This is a genomic window from Streptomyces sp. NPDC047981, from assembly GCF_040653315.1.
Classification (GTDB): domain Bacteria; phylum Actinomycetota; class Actinomycetes; order Streptomycetales; family Streptomycetaceae; genus Streptomyces.
This window is the reverse complement of record NZ_JBEZNQ010000017.1, coordinates 1-23,114: the sequence shown is the minus strand read 5'-3', so window position 1 is coordinate 23,114 and position 23,114 is coordinate 1. Positions and strand designations below refer to the sequence as shown.

Genomic DNA, 23,114 nt, shown 5'->3' with positions numbered 1-23,114 from the left:
CCGAGCCGAGCCTTACAGCAAAGGTATTCCCCTACAGCCAGCCCGCGAACTCCAGGAGCAGCTCCGCGTCCTGCCGACGGCCCGCCGTCAGCGCCCGCGTCGCCGACTCGACCGCGCGGAACAGCGTCCAGCCGCGCAGCCGCTCCCGGTCCACCTCCAGTGAGTCCGCGAGACGGTTGACCCGCCGGCGGGCCGCCGAAGCCCCGGCGGAGGCCGCCACGAGGTCCTCGACCCGGTCCCGTACCAGCCGCGCCAGGTCGTAGGCGCGCTCGCCGACCAGCGGCTCGGGCCCCACGGCCAGCCACGGCGCCCGGTCACCCCCGAGCACCTTGCCCTGCCGGAAGTTCCCGTGCAGGAGCAGCGTCTCCGGGGGGAGCGCGACCAGCTCCTCGCGCACATCGAGCGCGGCGGCGGTCAGCGCGGCCGTCTCGGCATCGGCGCGGTAGGGGTCCATCGCCGTCGCCTGCCGGGCCGTGCGCTCGGCGACCGTCTCGAAGCCGTGCCCGGCGGGCGGCTCGACCCACAGCCTGCGTACCGTGCCCGCCGCCTCCAGGAGCGCCTTCGCCTCCGGCAGCGACCGCAGGGACACCTCGGGGTGCAGCCGTTCGAGCAGCAGCGAACCGTCCTCGGGCGCGTCGAGCAGCCGCACCGCGCCCCAGCCGTCCCAGTGCGCCAGCGCGTCCCGCTCCAGGTCGGGACGTGCGGCCTCGGGGGCGATCTTCAGCGCGGCGGGGGAGCCGTCGGCGCGCCGCACCAGCACCACCAGGCTGCTGCGCCCGCCGGGCGCCATCACCCGCTCGACGTCGAGGGAGGCGTGCTCGACCGTGGTCAGGGCGAGCTCGGGCAGCTTCCCGAGCCACTCGGCCGCGACCGCGTCCCCGTACGTCTCGCCGAGCGTCCGCGCCAGTCGCTGCGGCGGTTCGAAAGCCATGCGTGCGTTGTTCCTTCTGCAGTACGAAAGCCTGGTCGGGGCCGTTTCCGGCCCGTGTCACACCCGCTCGGCGAGCCCAGGAAAGGTTACGTCGGTGCCGCGCCAGCGGACGGCCCGGACCGCCGCCTCGCGCAGCGCGGCGGCGGCGTCCCGCCGCAGCGGCCCCTCCGCCGCCCGGACCAGGTCGGAGTACACCCCGGCCACCCGGTCCTCCAGGACGGCGGCGAGCCGTACGGCCGCGGCCGGGTCGGGCACCGCGAACGGCAGCTCGTAGCCGGCCGCCGCGGCGACCGGCTCACCCCCCAGGTCCCGCACGGTCCTGCGCAGGGCGTCGCGCCTGGCCCGGTGCGCCTCGTGCGCGGCCATCGCCTCCGCCCGCCGCTCGGCGCCGATCCGGCCGCCGACGACCCCGTACCCGTACACCGCCGCGTGCTCGGCGGCGAGCGCCGCCCGGGCCGCTTCGAGGGCGCTCATGCCCGGCCTCCTTCGGTCAGCAGATACGCGTGTGCGGCGCCGGAGGCCGACACGGAGGCGAGCAGCCGGGCGTACTCGGGCGGGGCGCCGAGCAGGGCCGCCCCGTGCGCGTCGGCGGTCCGCCGCGCGAGCGCCGCGAGGTCCTTGAGCGCGAGCGCCGGATCGGCCGGTACGGGGGGCGGCGCGGGGGTCGCAGGGGCGGAGGCGGCGGGTGTCGCGGTCCGCGCGTCGCCCGGATCGGCCGACCGGGTGTCGGCCGAAGGAGCGGCGTTTCCGGCGCTCCCGGCGTCCCCGGCCTGCCCGGCGTCCCCGGGCGCGCCGTCGGCCGTCGCGTCCCCGTCCGTCCCGTTCCCCGCCGCGTCGGGCGGGCCGGCTGTCGCCCCGCTCCCGGAGCGGCCGTAGGCGTCCAGGGCCTCCGCGCCCTCCGCGAGCGCGGCGGCGTGCGCCGCCACCGCCGTCCGCAGCGGGGTCAGCCGCGCGGTCAGCACCGGATGGGCGGCGAGCACCGCGTCGTAACGTTCCAGCAGGGTCCGGCTGGTCGCCGCCGAACGGCGCCGCAGCGCCGCTTCGGCCCGCGCCGCCAGCTGGTCCGCGCTCGGCTTCCTCGGCCGCCCGGGGCCGCTCTCGGCGGTGCAGCCGACCAGCGTCACCGCCCCGGCGGCCAGGAGCGCGCGCCTGCCCACGGTCCCCGTGCGCCCCACATTCACTCCCTCGGCCCGTTCGAAGATCACCGCAGGCGAGCGTACCCGCGGCCCCCGGGCCCGTGGACGGCAACACCCCCCGCGACCGGATACCCTTTGGTCTGACACGCGACGAAACCCACAACAGCACACGCGGCCGAGGAGTCACCCGGATGAGCACCACCCAGAGCGACAGGCTGCGAGCACTCCTTGAGCCGCTCATCGCCGCGCAGGGACTCGACCTCGAAGAGATCGAGGTGGCCTCCGTGGGGCGCAAGCGGGTGCTGCGCGTGGTCGTCGACTCCGACGAAGGTGCCGACCTGGACCAGGTCGCCGATGTGAGCCGCGCGCTCTCGGCGACGCTGGACGAGACCGACGCGATGGGCGAGGGGGAGTACACCCTCGAGGTCGGCACCCCGGGCGCGGAGCGCCCGCTCACCGAGCCCCGCCACTACGTGCGCGCCACCGGCCGCCTCGCCAAGCTGCAGCTGACCGACGGCGCCGAGCTCGTCGCCCGGATCCTCGCCGTGGACGAGACCGGCGTCGACCTCGAGGTGCCGGGCGTGAAGGGGCGCAAGCCCACCGCCCGCAGGGCCGAGTTCGCGGACATCGCCAAGGCGCGTGTCGAGATCGAGTTCAACCGCAAGGACAAGAAGGAAGAGGAGGCGTAGCCGTGGACATCGACGTGAAGCTCCTGAAGGGCTTGGCACAGGAGAAGGAGATCTCCTTCGAGATGCTGGTCGAGGCGATCGAGTCGGCCCTCCTCATCGCGTACCACCGCACCCCCTCGGCCCGCCGCCACGCGCGCGTGGAGCTGAACCGGCAGACCGGTCATGTGACGGTGTGGGCGAAGGAGGACCCCTCCGAGCTGGAGGAGGGCCAGGAGCCCAAGGACTTCGACGACACGCCGTCGGATTTCGGCCGGATCGCGGCCAGCACCGCCCGCCAGGTCATCCAGCAGCGGCTGCGGGACGCCGAGAACGACGTCACCTTCGGCGAGTACGCCCGCCGTGAGGGCGACATCGTCGCCGGACAGGTGCAGCAGGGCAAGGACCCGAAGAACGTCCTCGTCCGCCTGGACGACAAGCTGGAAGCCATCCTTCCGGTGCAGGAGCAGGTGCCGGGCGAGGAGTACACGCACGGTCTGCGGCTGCGCACGTACGTCGTCCGGGTCGCCAAGGGTGTCCGCGGCCCGTCCGTCACCCTTTCGCGCACGCACCCCAATCTGGTGAAGAAGCTGTTCGCCCTGGAGGTCCCCGAGATCGCCGACGGTTCCGTCGAGATCGCGGCGATCGCCCGTGAGGCCGGCCACCGCACCAAGATCGCCGTACGGTCCACCCGTTCGGGCCTGAACGCCAAGGGCGCCTGCATCGGCCCCATGGGCAGCCGGGTGCGCAACGTGATGGCGGAGCTGCACGGCGAGAAGATCGACATCGTCGACTGGTCCGACGACCCGGCCGAGATGGTGGCCAGCGCGCTCTCCCCGGCCCGGGTCTCCAAGGTCGAGATCGTCGATCTGGCCGCCCGCTCCGCCCGGGTGACGGTGCCGGACTACCAGCTGTCGCTGGCGATCGGCAAGGAGGGCCAGAACGCCCGTCTCGCCGCCCGGCTCACCGGCTGGCGCATCGACATCCGGCCGGACACCGAGCACCCGGCCGAGGACGCGCCCGCCCGCGACTGAGCGCGCGCTGCGAGGGGGCCCGGGAGGGCCCCGAGGAATGAATCCCGCCGTCGTCACGTTGTGCGACGGCGAGATCACGACAGACGACCGTTCGATTTCTGCCCCAAACGGGTGAGGTCGTTACGGGGAGGTAGACTTAAGCGTGTCTGGCCGGACGCAAGCCCGCGCGTGCCCTGAGCGAACCTGTGTGGGATGCCGGGAGCGAGCGGCCAAGAGCGATCTGCTGCGCATCGTGGCGGTCGAGGGCGCATGCGTCCCCGATCATCGCGGTACGCTGCCCGGCCGGGGTGCGTATCTGCACCCCGCCTCGGTCTGTCTCGACCTGGCGGTCCGCCGCCGGGCGTTCCCGAGGGCCTTCAAGGTCCAGGGGCCGCTCGAAACGGCGTTGCTGGCAGAGCAGCTCACTTTGTAAGAAGAAGTACGGCACGGAACACCGTGCGGTCAGGTACCTCGCGAGTTGGAAGTAGGTCGAGATTGCGATGAGCACTCGATGAGTACGCGATGAGTACGCCCATGAAGTAGCGACGGTCCGGCGGTAACCGGACCTAAAAGGAGCGAAGTGGCTAAGGTCCGGGTATACGAACTCGCCAAGGAGTTCGGTGTGGAGAGCAAGGTCGTCATGGCCAAGCTCCAAGAACTCGGTGAATTCGTCCGTTCGGCGTCCTCGACGATCGAGGCGCCGGTCGTGCGCAAGTTGACTGATGCGTTGCAGGGTCCCGGCGGTGGCGCCGGCAAGACCGCTGCGAAGCCTGGCGCGCCTCGTAAGGCCGCCCCCGCGAAGCCCGCGGCGCCGTCTCCGGCCGCCGCGGCACGTCCCGCTGCCCCCAAGCCCGGCGCACCGGCCCCCAAGCCGGCCCCCGCCGCGCCTGCGGCCCCGGCCGCCCCGGTCACGCCGGCGGCCCCCGCGAGCAGCACCCCCTCTCCGGCTCCGGCCGCCTCGGGCCCCCGCCCGGGCCCGAAGCCCGCGCCCAAGCCGGTCACGCCGGCTCCGGCCGCCCCCGAGTTCAGCGCGCCCCCGTCGGCTCCGGCCGCCGGTCAGCGCCCCGGTGGCGCCACCCCGGGCCCCCGGCCCACCGGCGAGCGTCCGGCCCGTCCGGGTCAGGGCGCGCCGCGTCCGCAGGGCCAGGGTGCCCCGCGTCCGCAGGGCCAGGGCGCTCCGCGTCCGGGCGGTGCCCGTCCGGCCGGTCCGCGTCCGGGCAACAACCCCTTCACCTCGGGTGGCTCCACCGGAATGGCGCGCCCGCAGGCGCCCCGTCCGGGTGGCGGCGCCCCCCGTCCCGGCGGCCCCGGTGCCGTTCCGGGTGCCCCGCGTCCGCAGGGCGGCCCCGGTGGCGCCCCGCGTCCCCAGGGTCAGGGCGGTCCCCGTCCGACCCCCGGTGGCATGCCTCGTCCGCAGGCTCCCCGTCCGGGCGGCGCGCCCGGCGGTAACCGTCCGAACCCGGGCATGATGCCGCAGCGTCCCGCTGCCGGCCCGCGTCCCGGTGGTGGCCCCGGCGGTCGTGGCCCCGGTGGCCCCGGCGGTCGTCCGGGTGGCGGCGGCGGTCGTCCCGGTGGCGGCGGCTTCGCCGGCCGTCCGGGCGGTCCCGGTGGTGGCGGCGGCGGCTTCGCCGGTCGTCCCGGCGGTCCCGGTGGCGGCGGCGGTCGTCCGGGTGGTCCCGGCGGCGGTGGCGGCGGCTTCGGCGGTCGTCCCGGCGGCTTCGGTGGCCGTCCCGGTGGTCCCGGTGCCCGTGGTGGCACGCAGGGTGCCTTCGGTCGTCCCGGTGGTCCCGCGCGTCGCGGTCGCAAGTCGAAGCGTCAGAGGCGCCAGGAGTACGAGGCCATGCAGGCCCCGTCGGTCGGCGGCGTGATGCTGCCTCGCGGCAACGGCGAGACCATTCGCCTGTCGCGCGGTGCGTCCCTCACCGACTTCGCCGAGAAGATCGGCGCCAACCCGGCGTCGCTCGTCGCGGTGATGATGAACCTCGGTGAGATGGTCACGGCGACGCAGTCCGTCTCCGACGACACGCTGACCATGCTCGGCGAAGAGATGAACTACACCGTTCAGATCGTCTCGCCGGAGGAGGAGGACCGCGAGCTCCTCGAGTCCTTCGACATCGAGTTCGGCGAGGACGAGGGCGGCGAAGAGGCTCTGGTCTCCCGTCCGCCGGTCGTCACCGTCATGGGTCACGTCGACCACGGAAAGACCCGACTGCTCGACGCCATCCGCAAGACCAACGTCGTCGCGGGCGAGGCCGGTGGCATCACCCAGCACATCGGTGCCTACCAGGTCACGACCCAGGTCAACGACGAGGACCGGGCCATCACCTTCATCGACACCCCGGGTCACGAGGCGTTCACCGCCATGCGTGCCCGTGGTGCGAAGTCGACCGACATCGCGATCCTCGTGGTGGCGGCCAACGACGGTGTGATGCCCCAGACGATCGAGGCGCTCAACCACGCCAAGGCGGCCGACGTGCCGATCGTCGTCGCGGTCAACAAGATCGACGTCGAGGGTGCCGACCCGACCAAGGTCCGCGGTCAGCTGACCGAGTTCGGTCTGGTGGCCGAGGAGTACGGCGGCGACACCATGTTCGTCGACATCTCCGCCAAGCAGGGTCTCAACATCGACTCCCTGCTCGAGGCCGTGGTCCTCACCGCGGACGCCTCGCTCGACCTGCGGGCCAACCCGAACCAGGACGCGCAGGGCATCGCGATCGAGTCCCACCTCGACCGCGGCCGGGGTGCGGTCTCGACCGTCCTCGTCCAGCGCGGAACGCTGCGCATCGGCGACACCGTGGTGGTCGGCGACGCGTACGGCCGTGTCCGGGCGATGCTCGACGACAAGGGCAACAACGTGGAGGAGGCGGCCCCGTCGACTCCCGTCCTGGTGCTCGGTCTCACCAACGTGCCGGGTGCCGGCGACAACCTCCTGGTCGTCGACGAGGACCGTACGGCGCGTCAGATCGCCGAGAAGCGCGCTGCGCGTGAGCGCAACGCCGCCTTCGCCAAGCGCGTCCGCCGGGTGTCCCTCGAGGACCTCGACAAGGTGCTCAAGGCCGGTCTGGTCCAGGAACTCAACCTCATCATCAAGGGCGACGCGTCCGGTGCGGTCGAGGCTCTCGAGGCCTCGCTGCTCCAGCTCGACGTCGGCGAAGAGGTCGACATCCGTGTCCTGCACCGCGGTGTGGGTGCGGTCACCGAGTCCGACATCGACCTGGCCATGGGCTCCGACGCCATCGTCATCGGCTACAACGTCCGGGCTGCCGGCCGTGCGGCGCAGATGGCGGAGCGCGAGGGTGTCGACGTCCGGTACTACTCGGTGATCTACCAGGCCATCGAGGAGATCGAGGCGGCGCTCAAGGGCCTCCTCAAGCCGGAGTACGAGGAGGTCGAGCTCGGTACGGCGGAGATCCGCGAGGTCTTCCGCTCGTCCAAGCTGGGCAACATCGCCGGTGTCCTCATCCGCTCCGGCGAGGTCAAGCGCAACACCAAGGCGCGCCTCGTCCGCGACGGCAAGGTCATCGCCGAGGACCTCACGATCCACGGTCTGCGCCGCTTCAAGGACGACGTCACCGAGATCCGCGAAGGCTTCGAGGGCGGTATCAACCTCGGAAACTTCAACGACATCAAGATCGACGACGTCATCGCGACGTACGAGATGCGCGAGAAGCCGCGCGCCTGACGGCAGCGGTAGTACCGGGGCCGGTCGGCGGGAAAGTATTCCGTCGATCGGCCCCGGCCGTTGCGTGTACGGTTCTGGTGTTCCTGCCAAGCGACGGCGTGGCAGGCCATCGAACCCGAACCGGCGGGACATCCGGCACCGCATGTACGTGGGGACTCTGTCCTTCGATCTGCTCCTCGGCGATGTTCATTCGTTGAAGGAGAAACGCTCCGTCGTCCGGCCCATCGTCGCCGAGCTCCAGCGCAAGTTCTCCGTGAGCGCGGCAGAGGTGGGCGACCAGGACCTCCATCGCAGGGCCCGTCTGGGGGTCGCTCTGGTGGCCGGGGACGCGGGGTTCGTGTCGGACGTGCTGGACCGCTGCGAGCGGCTGGTCGCGGCAAGGCCCGAGGTGGAGCTGCTGTCGGTGCGACGCAGGCTCCACACTGATGAAGACTGAATGAGCAAGGCAAAGAAGGAGAAGGACCAGTGGCCGACAACGCGCGGGCGAAGAAGCTGGCGGACCTCATCCGGGAGGTGGTCGCCGAGAAGCTGCAGCGCGGCATCAAGGACCCGCGCCTGGGTACGCACGTGACCATCACGGACACCCGCGTCACCGGTGACCTGCGGGAGGCCACGGTCTTCTACACGGTCTACGGCGACGACGAGGAGCGGGCCAGCGCGGCCGCCGGCCTGGAGAGCGCCAAGGGCATCCTCCGGTCCGCCGTGGGTGCCGCGGCGGGGACGAAGTTCACCCCGACGCTGACCTTCGTCGCGGACGCCCTCCCCGAGACCGCGAAGACGATCGAGGACCTCCTCGACAAGGCGCGGGCCTCCGACGCGGCCGTGCGCGAGGCCTCTTCCGGGGCGACGTACGCCGGCGGGGCCGACCCGTACCGCAAGCCCGAGGACGAGGACGAAGAGGGCACCACCGCCTGATGAGCACCGCAGGGAAGACGCCCGACGGGCTTGTCATCGTCGACAAGCCGTCGGGCTTCACTTCGCACGACGTCGTGGCCAAGATGCGCGGGATCGCCAAGACCCGCCGGGTCGGCCACGCGGGAACGCTCGACCCCATGGCGACGGGCGTCCTCGTCCTCGGCGTGGAGCGGGCGACCAAGCTGCTCGGTCACCTGGCGCTGACCGAGAAGGAGTACCTCGGCACGATCCGGCTCGGCCAGACGACCATCACCGACGACGCCGAGGGCGAGATCACGGCGTCGGTGGACGCGTCGAAGGTCACCCGCGAGCAGATCGACGCGGGCGTGGCCGAGCTGACCGGCGCCATCATGCAGGTGCCGTCGAAGGTCTCCGCCATCAAGATCGACGGCAAGCGGTCGTACGCGCGGGTGCGCGGTGGCGAGGAGTTCGAGATCCCGGCGCGGCCGGTCACCGTCTCCTCCTTCCGGGTGTACGACGTCCGGGAGGCCGTCGCCGAGGACGGCACGCAGGTCGTGGACCTGGTCGTCTCGGTGGTCTGCTCCTCCGGTACGTACATCCGGGCGCTCGCCCGCGACCTGGGCGCCGGGCTCGGCGTGGGCGGTCATCTGACCGCGCTGCGGCGCACCCGGGTCGGCCCGTACAAGCTGGACGCGGCCAGGACCCTCGACCAGCTCCAGGAGGAGCTGACGGTCATGCCGGTCGCCGACGCGGCCTCGGCGGCGTTCCCGCGCTGGGACGTCGACGAGAAGCGGGCCCGGCTGCTGCTGAACGGCGTACGCCTGGAGATGCCGTCGTACCCCGCGGGGCCGGTGGCCGTCTTCGGTCCGGACGGGCGGCTGCTGGCGCTCGTGGAGGACCAGAAGGGCAAGGCGAAGAGTCTGGCCGTGTTCGGCTGAGGCTCGGGCGCGTCATTTGTGTGATCACGCGGTGAGTGATCACGCGGCGTATTTCGTGGGGCGGCACGCATGCGTGCCGCCCCACGTTCCCCTCCCCCAGAGGAGTGTTATCCATTCCGATCGTCGTTTTCACTCCATCGGGCAGGCGCTCGGAGTGAAACGGGGGAGCGCTTGGGGGCGCGTTCGGCCGGTGTGGTTCTCGCGGTGATCACCGCCGACCTACCGTCGACACCATGGGAAGCGGGGACCTCGGAACGCTGGTACGGATCTGCGATCCGGCGGGCCGCCCCCGCGGGACGGGCTTCGTGGCCGACGACCGGGGGACGGTCGTCACCAGCCACGAGGCCGTGGACGGACTCGCGCGGATCCTGCTGCGGGTCCCCGGAGCGTCCGACCGGGTCGCCGAGGGCGACGCCGTCACCCTGCTGCCCGGATCCGGCCTCGCCCTGCTGCGGGCCGAGGGGATCGGGGTCCGTCCGCTGCCGGTCTCGGCGCGGACCGAGATCGAGGCCGGGACGTACGTACGGATCGCGGCGCACGGCTGGCGGGAGGCGCGGGTGCTCGGCACGGCACCCGTCACGGACGCCACCGGTGGCAGGCGGCAGGCCCTGGGCCGGGAGGCCTGGGAGCTGGCCATCGGCACCGAGGGCGCCGACGCCCTGCGGCTCGGCGGGCAGGCCACCGGCGGGCCCGTCGTGGACCCGGAGACCGGAGCCGTCCTCGGCGTCCTCGGCACCGCGCTCCACGGCGACCACCGGGCCGCCGGATACGCGCTGCCCCTGCCGCCCGTGGGCCCACTGGCCGAGCTGCTGAGGCGCAACGCGGCGACCGCGCCCTGCTACGGCCGCGAACTCAACCTGGCGGGCGTCCTGGAACTGACGGCGACCGCCACGGCGACCGCGACCGCCCACGCCTCCGCCACCGAAGCCGCCGGAGCCGCCGGAGCCGCCGGAGCCGCCGACGGCGCGGGCAGTCGGTCGGCGTGGCCACCGCCGGTCGAACGGGCCGACTGCGCCCGGGAGTTCACGGCCTTCACCGCGTCCGACACCCTGGTCCTCGCCCTCGTCGGCGCGCCCGGCACCGGACGGACCACCGCCCTCGCCGCGCACTGCGCCGAGCGGGCCCGGAGCCCCGAACCCGCCCCCACGGTCTGGCTGCGCGGCGCGGACCTGCGCGCCGACGACGCCTCGGTCGCCGACGCCGTGGGCCGCGCCCTGCGGCAGGCCGGCCGGATCGTCACCGCCTCCGGTGTCCATGCCGACATGTCGACCGCCACCCCCGAACGGGCCGCCGCGCTCGCGCGCACGGCGGGCCGCCCCCTCCTGGTCGTCCTCGACGGCCCGGAGGAGATGCCCCCCGCCCTGGCCCGACGGCTCCAGGCCTGGACGACGGGCACCGAAGCCTGGCTCCGCGACCACGGCGGCCGGCTGCTCCTCGGCTGCCGCCCGGAGTTCTGGGAGGGGGCCGCCCGCCCGCACGCCGCGGCGGCCACGCACCGTGCCGTGGCGCTCGGCGACCTCACCGAGGACGAGGCGGCGCTCGCCCGCGAGCGGTACGGGCTCGCCGTGGGCGATCTGGCCGCCGACGACGCCCGGCACCCGCTCGTCCTGCGGCTGCTCGCCGAGGTGCGGGCGGCCGTGCCCGGAGGAGCGCCCGGCAGGCCGGGGCGGGAGGAGGTCTTCGGCGCCCATCTCGCCCTGATGTGCCTGCGGATCGCGGTACGGATCGCCGCGGGCACCCGCCCAGTCCCGCGCGGCGCCGACGTGCGCCGGCTCGCGGCGCGGGTCGCGGGCCGGGTCCACGAGGCCGCCCGCCGGTGTCTGGGGCCCGGGCAGGGGGAGCTGGACCGGGGCTCCTTCGAGGAGGTCTTCCCGTGGCGGACCGGCTGGGCCTCCGCCGTCCTGACCGAGGGGCTCCTCGTCCCGGCGGGCGCGGGCTACCGCTTCGGCCACGAGGAGATCGCCGACTGGATCCAGGGCGCCCATCTGGACGTCGACGCGGCCCTGCGCGCGCTGGTGCACCGCCGGGGCGAGGGCGCGCCGGTGCGCCTCCCGGCCCGCCCCGGCACCCCGCACACGACCGCGACCCCCGACCCCCTCCCCGTACCGCGCCACCGGATCGGCCCGGTCGTCCAGGCCCTCCTCCTGATGGACCGCGAGCACGGCGCCGACCGGCTCGGGCACCGGCTGACCGACCTGGTCGAGGCGCTCGACCGGCTCCGCGCGGACGGCCGGACGGCCACCGAAGCAGCCTGGTGGGCCTCCCGGCTCCTGCACCGAACCCTGCTCGGCCTCCCGGACCCCCGGCCCTACCTGCCGACCCTCCGCCACCTGGCCGACCACCTGGGCGGCCGACCGCCCGCGCCCGGCGTGGCGGGGGTCCCCGGCCGGGCGCCCGGTGCCGCCCTGCCGCCCACTCCCGGCCCGGCGACCGCCTCCGGTCCGGCGAACGCCTCCGGTCCGGCGACCGCCTCGGGTCCGGCGACCGTCCCTGCTCCGGCGACCATCCCCGCTCCGCGGCACGGACCGGTCGCGAGAGCCGCCTACCCGGCCGCCGACCTCGACCCGGCCGCCCACCCTGCCTCAGCCGCCTCTACCGGCCCGTCTCCCTCGGCCGAGCCTGCCCACCCCGCCTCAGCTGCCTCCACCGGCCCGTCCCCCTCGACCGACCCCGCCCATCCTGCCTCAGCCGTCTCCACCGGCCCGTCCCCCTCGGCCGAGCCCGCCCAGGCAGGCGACCCCGCCCCCTCCGTCCTCTTCGGGCCCAAGTTCTGGGCGGCGCTGCGGGTCGGGGAGGGGGAGCGGTTCGATCTGCTGCGGCGGATCGTGCCCGCCGACCCGCCGCCCGGCACGCACACCGCGCCCCGGTTCCTCGACGTCGTCGCCGAACGGCTCGTCGCCGAGCCGCGGGGCGTCCAGCCGCTGCTCTGCCGCTGGTTCGGCGACGGCCGTGCCCTCGGCGCCGCCCCGCACGCCACCGTCGGTACCGCCGCCCAAGCCCTGCTGCACACCCACCGCCATCTCGCCGTCGACGACCTGTGCGAGGCGCTCGTCGCCACCGCACACCCGCTGGCCGACGGGCTGCTCGCCGCGCTCGCCGAGGACGAGCCGGCCGCCCTCTGCCGGGCCGTCGACCGCTGGGCCCACGACGACGGCAGACCCGCCCGCCGCGCCGCCGCCGCCACGTACGGCGCCCTCGTCGCCGTGCACGCGACGACCGGGCCCGACCGCGAACTCCTGCGCTACGCCGCCTTCGCGCTGCTCGCCCGCCCCGCCGACGCCGCCCTGCACGGCGCCGCCCTCGGCCTCCTCGTCCGCGACCCGCACACCCGCTCCCGCCATCTGCCCCGCGCCCTGACCGACCCCCGCGTCCCCGCCGAAGCGCTCACCACCGCGCTCGCCGCCCACCCCGAACCCGTCCTCGCCGCCCTCCGGGCCCGGCTGCACGGCCCGGGCGAGGACGCCGGGGCCGTGCTGCGGGCGCTCGCCGAGGTCACCACCCCCGCCCTCGCCCGCCGTGCCGCCGACCTGGTCCGCGCCTACATCGACCGCCACCCCGACGGCGCCCGGCACGCCGCCGCCTTCGTCGACCGCCGCCTCGAACACGGGCCCGCCGCCCGGGCCGTCCTCTTCCCCCTGGTCTGCGGGCTGATCCGGGGCCGTCCCGCCCAGGTCCGCAGCGCACTCGCCCCGGTCCTCGCCGCCCCCGGCACCGGCGCCTCCCGCCTGATGCGCACCGAACTCCTCGACGTACTCCTCGACCACGAGCGGTACGGAGCCGCACGGGATCCGAGCGTCCTCGACGCGTTGCTGAGGGCCGCCGCCCTCGACTGCGAACGGCGCCCCGAGGTCCGCTCCCGCGAGCTGGTCCATCGCACGGGACTGCTGCTCGTCCGCACGCCCGAGGGCGCCACCCGCCTCGACCGCGCTCTCGTCGAGCTGGCCCGCGAGGTCCCCGCGTTCGCCGACCTCCTGACCGGGTGGCTGGCCGCCGCACCCGACGACTGGGCCGTCGTCGTCGGTCCCAGCACCCGCCGCACGGTCGAGCGGCTCGGCAGATCCATGCCGATGCGGGCCGACGGCCGTGGGCATGGCAGTCTTAGACCTGCTTAATCGGCGAACAGGCGGACGAGGAGCGGTCACAGTGCAGCGCTGGCGTGGCTTGGAGGACATCCCCCAGGACTGGGGGCGCAGCGTCGTCACCATCGGCTCCTACGACGGGGTGCACCGCGGACACCAGCTGATCATCGGACGGGCCGTCGAACGCGCCCGTGAACTGGGCGTCCCCTCGGTCGTCGTCACCTTCGAACCGCACCCCTCCGAGGTCGTCCGCCCCGGCAGCCACCCGCCGCTGCTCGCCCCGCACCCCCGCCGCGCGGAGCTCATGGCGGAGCTGGGCGTGGACGCGGTCCTCGTCCTGCCGTTCACGGCCGAGTTCTCGCAGCTCTCCCCGGCGGACTTCATCGTGAAGGTCCTCGTCGACAAGCTGCACGCGAAGGCCGTCATCGAGGGACCGAACTTCCGCTTCGGCCACCGCGCCGCGGGCAACGTCGGCTTCCTCACCGAGCTCGGCGCCACCTACGACTACGAGGTCGAGGTCATCGACCTCTTCGTGAGCGGTACGGCGGGCGGCGGCGACCCGTTCTCCTCCACGCTCACCCGCCGGCTGGTCGCCGAGGGCGACGTGGAGGGCGCCGCCGAGATCCTGGGCCGCCCGCACCGCGTGGAGGGCATCGTCGTCCGGGGCGCGCAGCGTGGCCGCGAGCTCGGCTTCCCGACGGCCAACGTCGAGACCCTCCCGCACACCGCGATCCCGGCCGACGGCGTGTACGCCGGCTGGCTGACCGCCGCGGGGGAGCGCATGCCCGCCGCGATCTCGGTCGGCACGAACCCCCAGTTCGACGGCACCGAGCGGACCGTCGAGGCGTACGCCATCGACCGCGAGGGCCTCGATCTGTACGGCCTGCACGTGGCCGTGGACTTCCTGGCGTACGTACGCGGCATGCTCAAGTTCGACACCCTGGACGACCTGCTCACGGCGATGGCCGGGGATGTGGAGCGCTGTCGCGAACTCACCGGGGCGTACGACGCGAAGAGCTGAGGCGCCCCGCCCGTGCGAGGCGCCCGCCGCGTCACCGGGTGACGACCAGCTCCCTCGGGCCGAGGATCAGGCCCTTGTACTGGAACACCGTCTCCTCGGCCGGACCCGCGAGCCGCAGCTCCGGACAGCGCCGCAGCAGCGTGGAGATCATCACCTCGGATTCCATGCAGTGGTGGGGCCCGTGGCCGAAGGAGACATGGCCGGTGCCCTCCCGATCGAAGTCCACCTTGTGCGGGTCGTCGAAGACCGCCGGGTCGCGGTGGGCGGCCATCGGCCCGCCTTGCTGTCGACCACCGGTGCCCCGGCCACACGCCCGGCCCGCTCGGCGGCCGGTCGGCCCCGACCGGTCACGGTCGGCCCAAGCGCAGCCACTGGGGCAGTGTCGACGCCGGTGTCGGCAAGGACGACTGCCGGGTGAAGTCGGTCTCGACCCGGACGTCGATCAATGGCTGCGAGATCCTTCCGGCGGCCACCAGCACCAGCACGGCCCAGAAGCCGGCGGACCCGGCCGCGGCCGAGCCGGCCGATGCCGCGGCCGCCAAGCCCGCGGACCCGGCGGCGGCCGAGCCGGCCCCGGCCGCCCCGGCGGCGGCGAAGCCCGCGGCCCCCGGCCACTGACACGGGACGAGCCGCACTCGCCCCACCGCCCGGCGGGTCTCGTCGCACGAGGAGGCCCGCCGGGCGCGTGCCAGGGGCCCTATCCGGCGCCCTGCGCGCCCGCCTCCCGCACCCAGTGGCAGGCCACGCCCCGGACGCCGCCACCGGGGAGGACCGGCAGGTCCTCGGTGCGGCAACGGTCCGCCACCGGGGCCGCCTCACCCGAGGCGAGGACCTGGCAGCGGGCGTGGAAGCGGCAGCCGGACGGGATACGGGTGGGGTCCGGCGGCTCGCCCGTCAGGACCACCGGGGCGCCCTCGGACTCGGGCAGCACCGACAACAGGGCCCGGGTGTACGGATGCCGAGGCGCCGTCAGGACGGACTCCACCGTCCCGGTCTCCACGATCCGGCCCAGGTACATCACCGCCACCCGGTCCGCGATGTTCCACGCGAGCCCCAGGTCGTGGGTCACGACCAGCGCCGAGAGCCCCAGTTCGTCCCTGAGCCGTAGCAGCAGCGCCAGGATCTCGCCCCGTACCGACGCGTCGAGCGAGGCCACCGGCTCGTCCGCGACGATCAGCTCCGGCTGGAGGACCAGCGCGCCCGCGATGACGACGCGCTGCCGCTGACCACCCGACAGCTCATGCGGGTACCGCAGGAAGAACCGCTCCGGCGGGCGCAGCCCGGCCCGCGCGAGCGCCTCGGCGACCGCCGCCCGCTCGTCCCCGGCGTACCCGTGGATCCGCAGCCCCTCGGCCACCGCGTCGTACACGGTGTGCCGCGGGTTCAGGGAGCCGCTCGGGTCCTGGAGGACCAGCTGCGCCCGCCTGCGGTAGGCCTTGAGCGCGCGCGAGGTGTACGCCAGCGGCTCACCGGCGAAGGCGACCGCGCCGGCCGTCGGCGGCACGAGCCCGAGCAGTGAGCGCGCCAGTGTCGTCTTGCCGCACCCCGACTCGCCGACGAGCGCCACGATCTCCCCGGGGCCGATGTCCAGGTCCACCCCGTCCACCGCGCGCGCGGCGGGCGCGCCCCGCCGCCCCGGGAAGGTGACGCGCAGCCCGCGCGCCGACAGCAGCGGAACGGCCTCCGACGCGGGAACCTCGGTGGCGACCGACGCACCGCCCACCGACGCACCGCCGCCCGGTGCACCGTCCGCCGAGGGACTGCCGCCCGACGCACCGCTGCCCGGTGCACCATCCACCGAGGCACCGCCGCCCGACGCTCCGTCCACGGACGCACCGGCCGCCGACGCCCCCGCGCCCGACGGCGCGCCGTCCGGTGTCAACGGGTTCATGAGCCGCTCCCCACATGTACGCAGGCAGCCCGGCGCCCCGCGCCCGCGTCCCGCAGTTCCTGGTCCCGTGTCCCGCACACGTCCGCCACCGCCACCGGGCAGCGCGGATGGAACGCGCACCCGCCCGGCAGGTCGGCCGGGTCGGGCGGATCGCCGGGCAGCCCGCGCGGCGCCCGCCGGGACGCCGGGTCGCCGATCCGCGGGAACGCCGAGGACAGCGCCCGCCCGTACGGGTGCTCCGCCGCGTCGTACACCGCCCGCGCCGGGCCCTCCTCCACCACCCGCCCCGCGTACATCACCGCGAGCCGGTCGCAGGTGTCGGCGAGGACCGCCAGGTCGTGGCTGATCATCAGCAGACTGATGTCGTCGTCGGCCACCAGGCGCTCGATCAGCCGCAGGATCTGTGCCTGGATCATCACGTCGAGCGCGGTCGTCGGCTCGTCCGCCACGATCAGCCGCGGATCGCAGGCGAGCGCCATCGCGATCATCACCCGCTGCCGCTGACCGCCGGACAGCTCGTGCGGATAGGCCGCCGCGCGCGCCGCCGGCAGACCGACGTGCTCCAGGAGCTCGCCGACCCGCTTGCGGGCCGCCGCCGGTGTCGGACGCCCGTGTACGAGGAGGGGTTCGGCGATCTGGTCGCCGATCCGGCGCACCGCGTTGAGTGAGTGCATGGCGCCCTGGAAGACGATCGACGCGCCCGCCCAGCGCACCGCCCGCAGCCGCCCCCACTTCATGGCGAGGACGTCCTCGCCGTCGAGCAGGATCTGGCCGCTCAGCCGCGCGGAGGCGGGCAGCAGCCGCAGCAGCGCCAGCGCCATCGTCGACTTGCCGCACCCCGACTCGCCCGCGACCCCGAGCTTCTGCCCGGCGGCCAGGGTGAGGTCGACGCCCCGCACGGCGGGGACGTCGCCCGCCCCCGAGCCGTACGTCACGCTCAGGTTCCGTACCTCCAGGAGGCTCATCGCCCCACCCCCAGCTTCGGGTTCAGCACGGACTCGACCGCCCGCCCGCACAGCGTGAAGGCGAGCGCGACCAGGGCGATCGCGATCCCGGGCGGGGCCAGGTACCACCAGTGGCCGGACGACACGGCGCCCGCCTCCCGGGCGTCCTGGAGCATGCCGCCCCAGGAGACCACCGTCGGATCGCCGAGGCCGAGGAAGGCCAGGGTCGCCTCGGTGAGGATCGCGGTCGAGATGCCGAGCGTGGTCTGGGCGAGCACCAGCGGCATCACGTTCGGCAGCACGTGCCGGCTCATGATGTGCCCGTGCCCGCCGCCGAGGGCCGTGGCCCGCTCGATGTACGGCCGGGACTCCACCGCGATGGTCTGCGCGCGGACGAGCCGGGCCGTGGTCGGCCAGCTGGTGACCCCGATCGCGAGGATCACCGTCCACATCGAACGGGACATGACCGTCGCGAGCACGATCGCGAGGACGAGCGTCGGCATCACGAGGAACCAGTCGGTGATCCGCATGACGACCGTCGAGAACCAGCCGCCGTAGTGCCCGGCGATGATCCCGACGAGGGTGCCGATCGCGACCGAGAGCACCGCCGCGAGCAGCCCGACGAGCAGCGAGATCCGCGCGCCCCAGATCAGCAGCCCGAGCAGCGAGCGCCCGAACTGGTCCGTCCCGAGCGGGAATTCGGCGCTCGGCGACTCCAGGGCCGAACCCGGCGCGTTCGTCACCGACTGCACGTCCGCGCCCACCGTCAGCGGGGCGGTCAGCGCGAGCAGAGCGATCAGGGCGAGCCCGGCGAGACCGTAGAGGCCCGCGCGGTGGGTGCGGTACTGCTTCCAGAAGCGGGAGACCGAACCGCGCCGGCGCTCCCAGACAAGAGACGTCATCGGCCCACCCGGGGGTCGAGCAGCGGATAGAGCAGGTCGGCGATCAGGTTCGCCACGATCATCGCGCCCGCGAAGACCACGAACAGGCCCTGTACCAGCGGCAGATCGGGCACGCTGAGCGCCTGGTAGAAGAGCCCGCCGAGCCCCGGCCAGGAGAACACCGTCTCCACCAGGATCGAACCGGCCGCCACATGGCCGAGGTTGATGAAGATCATGGTCACCGTCGGCAGCAGCGCGTTCGGTACGGCGTGCCGGCGCCGTACGACGTCGTCGCGCAGCCCCTTCGCCCGCGCGGTCGTCAGATAGTCGCCGCCCATCTCGTCGAGCAGCGAGGAGCGCATCACCAGGAGCGTCTGCGCGTAGCCGACCGCCACCAGGGTCACCACCGGAAGGACCATGTGGTGGGCGACGTCCAGGGCGTACGCGAAGCCCGTCGCGCCCGTCCCCGACTCCATGCCGCCGGTCGGGAAGAGCCCCGGGACCGGGCCGATGCCGACGGAGAACACGATGATCAGGAGCAGCCCCAGCCAGAACGAGGGCACGGACCACAGGGTCAGCGCGACGCCCGTGTTCAGCCGGTCGCCGAGCCCGCCGTGGCGCCACGCGGAGCGGGTGCCGAGCCAGAGCCCGAGCGCCGAGTAGAGCACCACGGCGACCCCCGTCAGCAGCAGCGTCGCCGGCAGCTTCTGCGCGATGAGCTCGCCGACCGGGGCCCGGAACTGGTACGAGGTGCCGAGGTCGCCGCTCAGCGCCTTGGCGCAGTAGTCGGTGAACTGCTGCCACAGCGGCAGATCGAGGCCGAACTGGCGCCGCAGGGTGGCCAGCTGCTCGGCCGAGGTGGGGATGCCGTGGGTCATCGCCTTGACCGGGTCGCCGGGGATGATCCGGAACAGGAAGAAGCTGGTGACCAGCACGGCGAAGAGCGAGACGGCCGCGCCGCCCAGCTTGCCGGCCACGTAACGGAGGTACTGGAGCGTCGTACCGGTACGGGAGGCGCCGTCCGTGGCGCGGACCGGTTCGGTCCGCGCCACGTCGGCGGGTGTGCTCGCTGTCGTCACGGCTCTGCTCGTCTACTCGCGGTCGTCGGCCGAGGAGCGGCGCCGCATGGAGAGGAAGATCCCGAACCCGACCACGACGACCACGGCCGCGCCGATGCCGACGATCACTCCGGTGGAGGAACCGCCGCCCGAGCCGGACTCGGACCCGGCGGCGGACGTGGTCGGCACGGCCGACCACCAGCTCCAGTAGCCGTCCTGGCCCCAGAGGTTGCCTGCCGCCTCCGGCATGGTCGTGATGGACTTGATCTGGTCCGTGCGGTACGCCTCGAGGGCGTTCGGGTAGGCCATGATGTTCATGTACCCCGTGTCGTACAGCCGGGACTGCATCTGCTTGACCAGATCCGCCCGCTTGGCGGCGTCGTACTCCACCGCCTGCTGCGCGTAGAGCGTGTCGAACTGCCGGTCGCAGATGAAGTTGTCGGTCGCGCCGGTGTCCTTCGGGGTCGCGGGCAGCGTGCCGCAGGTGTGGATGGACAGGACGTAGTCGGGGTCGGGGTTGACCGACCAGCCGTCGAACGCGAGGTCGTAGTCGCCCTTGATCCACGGGTCGCTGACGTTGTCGAGGCACTCGACCTTCAGCCCGATGCCGAGCGCGCCCCACCACTCCTGGAGGTACTTGCCGATCGCCTTGTCGTTCGGGTCGGTGGCGTGGCACAGGATCCGGAAGTCCAGGGCCTTGCCGTCCTTGCCCGTCCGCTTGCCGTCGCCGTTCTTCTTGTATCCGGCCCGGTCGAGGAGCTGTGCGGCCTTGGCGGGGTCGTAGCCGAGTTTCTGCTGGGCGCTCGGCTTCCAGAAGTACGAGCCGAAGCGGGGCGGGATGTAACCCTCGCCCTCGACGGCGTGGCCCTGGAAGACCTTGTCGACGATGGTGGTCCGGTCGACGGCGAGGAAGAGCGCCTTGCGGACGGCCGGGTCGAGCAGCGCCGGATGGCCGTTGCCGAAGGTCTTGCCGTCCTGCGCCCGCGCGCCCGGGTTGGTGGCGATCGCGAAGAAGCGCCGGCCTGGGGCGTCGTTGACCTTGATGTTCTTCATGGACTTCAGGGCGGCGGCCTGAGCGGGCGTCAGGTTCGGTACGAAGGACACCTCGCCCTTCTGCAGCGCGGCGACGGCCGCGTCACCGTCCTTGTAGTACTTGAACACCAGCTCGTCGAACTTGGGTGCGCCACGCCAGAAGCTCTTGTTCGGCTTCATCCTGATGTACTGGTCGACCTTGAAGTCCGTGATGACGAACGGGCCGTTGCCGACGATCGGGAACTGCTTGTCGTTGTTGAACTTCGAGAAGTCGCCGACCTTCTCCCAGACGTGCTTGGGCACGATCGGCACGTCCAGGGCCGTCATCGTCGCCTGCGGCTTCTTCAGCTCGATCACGAGCGTCTGCGGGTCGGGCGCGCTGACCTTCTTGAAGTTGGCCGTGAAGCTGCCGTTCGCGGTGGCGGCGTTCTCGTCCGTCATCATCTTGTTGAAGGTCCAGGCGGCGTCCTCGGCCGTGGCCTGCTTCCCGTCGGACCACTTCGAGTCCTTGCGGATCGTGTACGTCCAGGTCAGCTTGTCGGGCGAGGACGTCCACTCGGTCGCGAGCCCCGGGATCGGCTTGGCGTCCTTCGCGTCGTAATTGGTCAGGTACTCGTACGCCAACCGGTGGATGCTCGTCGAGACGAGCTTCTGGGCGAGGAACGGGCTCAGGGAGTCGACGCTCTGCGAGACGGCGACGGTGAGCGTGGTGCCGCCGCTCTTCGCGTCGCCCTCGGCGGCGACGGCGGACGGGGTGCCGACCTGGGGGACGGCCATGAGCGTGGTGGCGGTGACGCCTGCGGCGAGGAGCAGCCGGGGGAGTCGTCGGGGAGCGCGTCCGCGGGGGGCTGCGGGGCTGGGCGGGACCTTCGTGACCATGACCATAGGACGTACCTCGCGTCGTGGATCTTGGGCGCCAACTGATGAAGCGAAGGTTTATCAGCGGTGGACAAGCATCGTCAACGATGACTCAAACCCCTTGTGGGCTGCGGTAATGCAAGGAGGCCCCGCACCGGGGAGCCGGTGCGGGGCCTCATTGGTCTACTCCTGTGACGCCCTACTGCTGAGGGGCTGGCGGAGCCTGCGGAGGCGTCTGCTGAGCCTGCTGGGGCCAACCCGGCTGCGGTACCGGAGCGTTCGGATCCACGGGCGCTTGCGGCTGCGCCTGGGGCTGCGCTTGCGGCTGCACCGGGGGCTGCTGCCAGCCCTGCGGCGCGCCGGGCTGCTCCTGCTGCGGCGGGTAGGGCTGGGGGTGTCCCGGTGCCTGCGGGTACGGCTGGGGCTGCTGGGGCTGCTGGGGTTGCGGGTACGGCTGGGGCGCGTACGGCTGACCCTGCTGCGGCGGGTACGGCTGCTGCTGACCGGGGTCGGCAGGGCCGGGCATGGGCTGACCCGGGGCCGGCTGACCGGGCACGGGCTGACCGGGGACCGGCTGACCGGGCACGGGCTGACCGGGGACCGGCTGACCGGGCATGCCCTGCGGTGCGTAACCCTGCTGGCCGGGCATCGGCTGACCAGGCATCGGCTGGCCGGGCATCGGCTGACCCGGCATGGGCTGGCCGGGCATCTGCTGACCGGGGACCGGCGGGGCCATCTGCGGCGGCACGCCGCCACCCTGACCGCCGTCACCCGTCCAGAGCCCCTGGACCTGCTGCGCCCGCGCGAAGTCCTCGGCCACCATCGCCGAGAGGTGGAAGTACGCCTCGCGGGTCTTCGGCCGCATCATGTCGAGGTCGACCTCCGCGCCGGCCGACAGGTGCTCGTCGAACGGTACGACGACGACACCCCGGCACCGCGTCTGGAAGTGCTGCACGATGTCGTCGACCTTGATCATCTTGCCGGTCTCGCGGACCCCCGAGATGACCGTGATCGAACGCTGCACCAGCTCCGCGTACCCGTGGGCGGAGAGCCAGTCGAGCGTGGTGGACGCGCTGGAGGCACCGTCGACGGAGGGCGTGGAGATGATGATCAGCTGGTCGGCGAGGTCGAGCACACCGCGCATGGCGCTGTAGAGCAGACCGGTGCCGGAGTCGGTCAGGATGATCGGGTACTGCTTGCCCAGGACCTCGATCGCCCGCCGGTAGTCCTCGTCGTTGAACGTCGTCGAGACGGCCGGGTCCACGTCGTTGGCGAGGATCTCCAGACCGGAGGGCGCCTGCGAGGTGAAGCGGCGGATGTCCATGTACGAGTGCAGGTACGGGATCGCCTGCACGAGGTCACGGATGGTGGCCCCGGTCTCGCGCCGCACCCGGCGGCCGAGCGTACCGGCGTCGGGGTTGGCGTCGATCGCGAGGATCTTGTCCTGCCGCTCGCTGGCCAGGGTCGCGCCCAGCGCGGTGGTCGTCGTGGTCTTGCCGACACCGCCCTTGAGCGAGATGACCGCGATCCGGTAGCAGGACAGGACGGGCGTACGGATCAGGTCGAGCTTCCGCTGCCGCTCGGCCTCCTCGCGCTTCCCACCGAGCTTGAAGCGGGCGGAGGGGCCGGGGTTCCGGCTCGACTTGGCCTTCTGCTTGTTGTTGCGCAGCAGCCGGTCGGAGGAGAGCTCGACGGCCGCGGTGTATCCGAGCGGAGCCCCCGGCACGGACCGCTCACGCTGGTCGTGCGCGACAGGAGTGGGCCACCCGGCACCGCTCCGGGGATCGACAGGCGCCGCCTGCGGGGGCAGCTGCTGCGCCTCGTGCTGCGGCTGCCCGGGGGCGGCGGGCTGGGCACCCGGATGCGGGAAACCGTAACCGCCCTGCGGCTGCGCCGGATCCTGCGCCTGCGGAGGCACGGGCGTGGGCAGCGGCTGCGGGAGGGGCTGACCCGGCTGACCCGGCTGACCGGGCTGGGGATAGCCGTAGCCGCCCTGCGGCGCGGGCGCGTCGGCCGCGTCGCTCTCTCCGGAGCCCTCGCCGCGCTCTACGTCCTCGGCCCCGCACTCGGCAGCCGCGCCACCCCGCGCCGGATCGCCTGGCTGGTCAC

The 23,114-nt window shown here is 73.5% G+C and carries 21 protein-coding genes; 11 read left to right on the top strand and 10 right to left on the bottom strand.

The annotated features are described in order from the left end of the window. Positions 1-31: 31 nt before the first annotated feature. Genes AB0E14_RS12865 through AB0E14_RS12855 form a run of 3 tightly spaced genes read right to left on the bottom strand, consistent with a single transcriptional unit; the run spans position 32 to position 2,106 of the window. Positions 32-931 (bottom strand): aminoglycoside phosphotransferase family protein, encoded by a 900-nt coding sequence (locus tag AB0E14_RS12865; protein ID WP_362415593.1) that lies wholly within the window; start codon positions 929-931, stop codon positions 32-34. Positions 932-988: 57 nt separating this feature from the next. After that, positions 989-1,405 carry a ferritin-like domain-containing protein gene (locus tag AB0E14_RS12860; protein WP_362415591.1) on the bottom strand — a complete coding sequence of 139 codons (417 nt, stop codon included), beginning with the start codon at positions 1,403-1,405 and terminating at the stop codon, positions 989-991. Then, positions 1,402-2,106, bottom strand: coding sequence for a hypothetical protein (locus AB0E14_RS12855; RefSeq protein ID WP_362415589.1), 705 nt, complete (start codon positions 2,104-2,106; stop codon positions 1,402-1,404). The genes AB0E14_RS12860 and AB0E14_RS12855 overlap by 4 nt, the downstream gene beginning before the upstream one ends. Before the next feature lie 152 nt (positions 2,107-2,258). On the opposite strand from AB0E14_RS12855, the gene rimP reads away from it, so the two are divergent. The 9 genes from rimP to AB0E14_RS12810 all read left to right on the top strand — a co-directional run bounded on the left by rimP (position 2,259) and on the right by AB0E14_RS12810 (position 14,341). Next, positions 2,259-2,756 carry a ribosome maturation factor RimP gene (gene rimP / locus AB0E14_RS12850; protein WP_362415587.1) on the top strand — a complete coding sequence of 166 codons (498 nt, stop codon included), beginning with the start codon at positions 2,259-2,261 and terminating at the stop codon, positions 2,754-2,756. 2 nt (positions 2,757-2,758) lie between these two features. Further along, on the top strand, positions 2,759-3,766 hold the full coding sequence (gene nusA, locus AB0E14_RS12845; protein WP_362415585.1) for a transcription termination factor NusA: 1,008 nt from the start codon (positions 2,759-2,761) through the stop codon (positions 3,764-3,766). Between the two features lie 142 nt (positions 3,767-3,908). Further along, positions 3,909-4,178 carry a YlxR family protein gene (locus AB0E14_RS12840; RefSeq protein WP_362415583.1) on the top strand — a complete coding sequence of 90 codons (270 nt, stop codon included), beginning with the start codon at positions 3,909-3,911 and terminating at the stop codon, positions 4,176-4,178. A gap of 147 nt (positions 4,179-4,325) precedes the next feature. Next, positions 4,326-7,427, top strand: coding sequence for a translation initiation factor IF-2 (gene infB / locus AB0E14_RS12835; RefSeq protein ID WP_362415581.1), 3,102 nt, complete (start codon positions 4,326-4,328; stop codon positions 7,425-7,427). 142 nt (positions 7,428-7,569) lie between these two features. Further along, positions 7,570-7,863 carry a DUF503 domain-containing protein gene (locus AB0E14_RS12830; RefSeq protein WP_362415579.1) on the top strand — a complete coding sequence of 98 codons (294 nt, stop codon included), beginning with the start codon at positions 7,570-7,572 and terminating at the stop codon, positions 7,861-7,863. Between the two features lie 29 nt (positions 7,864-7,892). Continuing rightward, positions 7,893-8,342, top strand: a complete 450-nt coding sequence (gene rbfA / locus AB0E14_RS12825; protein ID WP_362415577.1) for a 30S ribosome-binding factor RbfA — start codon at positions 7,893-7,895, stop codon at positions 8,340-8,342. After that, complete coding sequence (gene truB, locus AB0E14_RS12820; RefSeq protein WP_362415575.1) at positions 8,342-9,241, top strand: tRNA pseudouridine(55) synthase TruB; 900 nt, start codon at positions 8,342-8,344, stop codon at positions 9,239-9,241. Before rbfA ends, truB begins: the two co-directional genes overlap by 1 nt. A gap of 233 nt (positions 9,242-9,474) precedes the next feature. Further along, positions 9,475-13,353: a trypsin-like peptidase domain-containing protein gene (locus tag AB0E14_RS12815; RefSeq protein WP_362415573.1), complete on the top strand. Its 3,879-nt coding sequence runs from the start codon at positions 9,475-9,477 to the stop codon at positions 13,351-13,353. 31 nt (positions 13,354-13,384) lie between these two features. Next, complete coding sequence (locus tag AB0E14_RS12810) at positions 13,385-14,341, top strand: bifunctional riboflavin kinase/FAD synthetase (RefSeq protein WP_362415571.1); 957 nt, start codon at positions 13,385-13,387, stop codon at positions 14,339-14,341. Between the two features lie 31 nt (positions 14,342-14,372). Here AB0E14_RS12810 and AB0E14_RS12805 read toward each other — a convergent pair whose 3' ends face one another. Further along, positions 14,373-14,612: a hypothetical protein gene (locus AB0E14_RS12805; RefSeq protein ID WP_362415569.1), complete on the bottom strand. Its 240-nt coding sequence runs from the start codon at positions 14,610-14,612 to the stop codon at positions 14,373-14,375. A gap of 143 nt (positions 14,613-14,755) precedes the next feature. On the opposite strand from AB0E14_RS12805, the gene AB0E14_RS12800 reads away from it, so the two are divergent. Beyond that, positions 14,756-14,959 (top strand): hypothetical protein, encoded by a 204-nt coding sequence (locus AB0E14_RS12800; RefSeq protein WP_362415567.1) that lies wholly within the window; start codon positions 14,756-14,758, stop codon positions 14,957-14,959. A 79-nt stretch (positions 14,960-15,038) separates the two neighbouring features. On the opposite strand, the gene AB0E14_RS12795 is transcribed toward AB0E14_RS12800, so the two are convergent. From AB0E14_RS12795 to AB0E14_RS12770, 6 genes are all read right to left on the bottom strand, one after another. Next, positions 15,039-16,232, bottom strand: a complete 1,194-nt coding sequence (locus AB0E14_RS12795; protein ID WP_362415565.1) for an ABC transporter ATP-binding protein — start codon at positions 16,230-16,232, stop codon at positions 15,039-15,041. Next, the gene (locus AB0E14_RS12790) at positions 16,229-17,197 is read right to left on the bottom strand and encodes an ABC transporter ATP-binding protein (protein WP_362415563.1); all 969 of its coding nucleotides are present in this window, start codon (positions 17,195-17,197) and stop codon (positions 16,229-16,231) included. Before AB0E14_RS12790 ends, AB0E14_RS12795 begins: the two co-directional genes overlap by 4 nt. After that, positions 17,194-18,078 (bottom strand): ABC transporter permease, encoded by an 885-nt coding sequence (locus AB0E14_RS12785; protein WP_362415561.1) that lies wholly within the window; start codon positions 18,076-18,078, stop codon positions 17,194-17,196. The genes AB0E14_RS12790 and AB0E14_RS12785 overlap by 4 nt, the downstream gene beginning before the upstream one ends. Next, positions 18,075-19,136, bottom strand: coding sequence for an ABC transporter permease (locus AB0E14_RS12780; protein ID WP_362415559.1), 1,062 nt, complete (start codon positions 19,134-19,136; stop codon positions 18,075-18,077). The genes AB0E14_RS12785 and AB0E14_RS12780 overlap by 4 nt, the downstream gene beginning before the upstream one ends. A gap of 12 nt (positions 19,137-19,148) precedes the next feature. Then, positions 19,149-21,026 carry an ABC transporter substrate-binding protein gene (locus AB0E14_RS12775; protein WP_362415740.1) on the bottom strand — a complete coding sequence of 626 codons (1,878 nt, stop codon included), beginning with the start codon at positions 21,024-21,026 and terminating at the stop codon, positions 19,149-19,151. Between the two features lie 178 nt (positions 21,027-21,204). After that, positions 21,205-22,731, bottom strand: coding sequence for an AAA family ATPase (locus tag AB0E14_RS12770; protein ID WP_362415557.1), 1,527 nt, complete (start codon positions 22,729-22,731; stop codon positions 21,205-21,207). Positions 22,732-22,749: 18 nt separating this feature from the next. Between AB0E14_RS12770 and AB0E14_RS12765 the strand changes: the two genes are divergently transcribed. Further along, positions 22,750-23,114, top strand: a 365-nt coding sequence (locus AB0E14_RS12765) for a hypothetical protein (RefSeq protein ID WP_362415555.1), incomplete at its 3' end; no start/stop codon positions are given.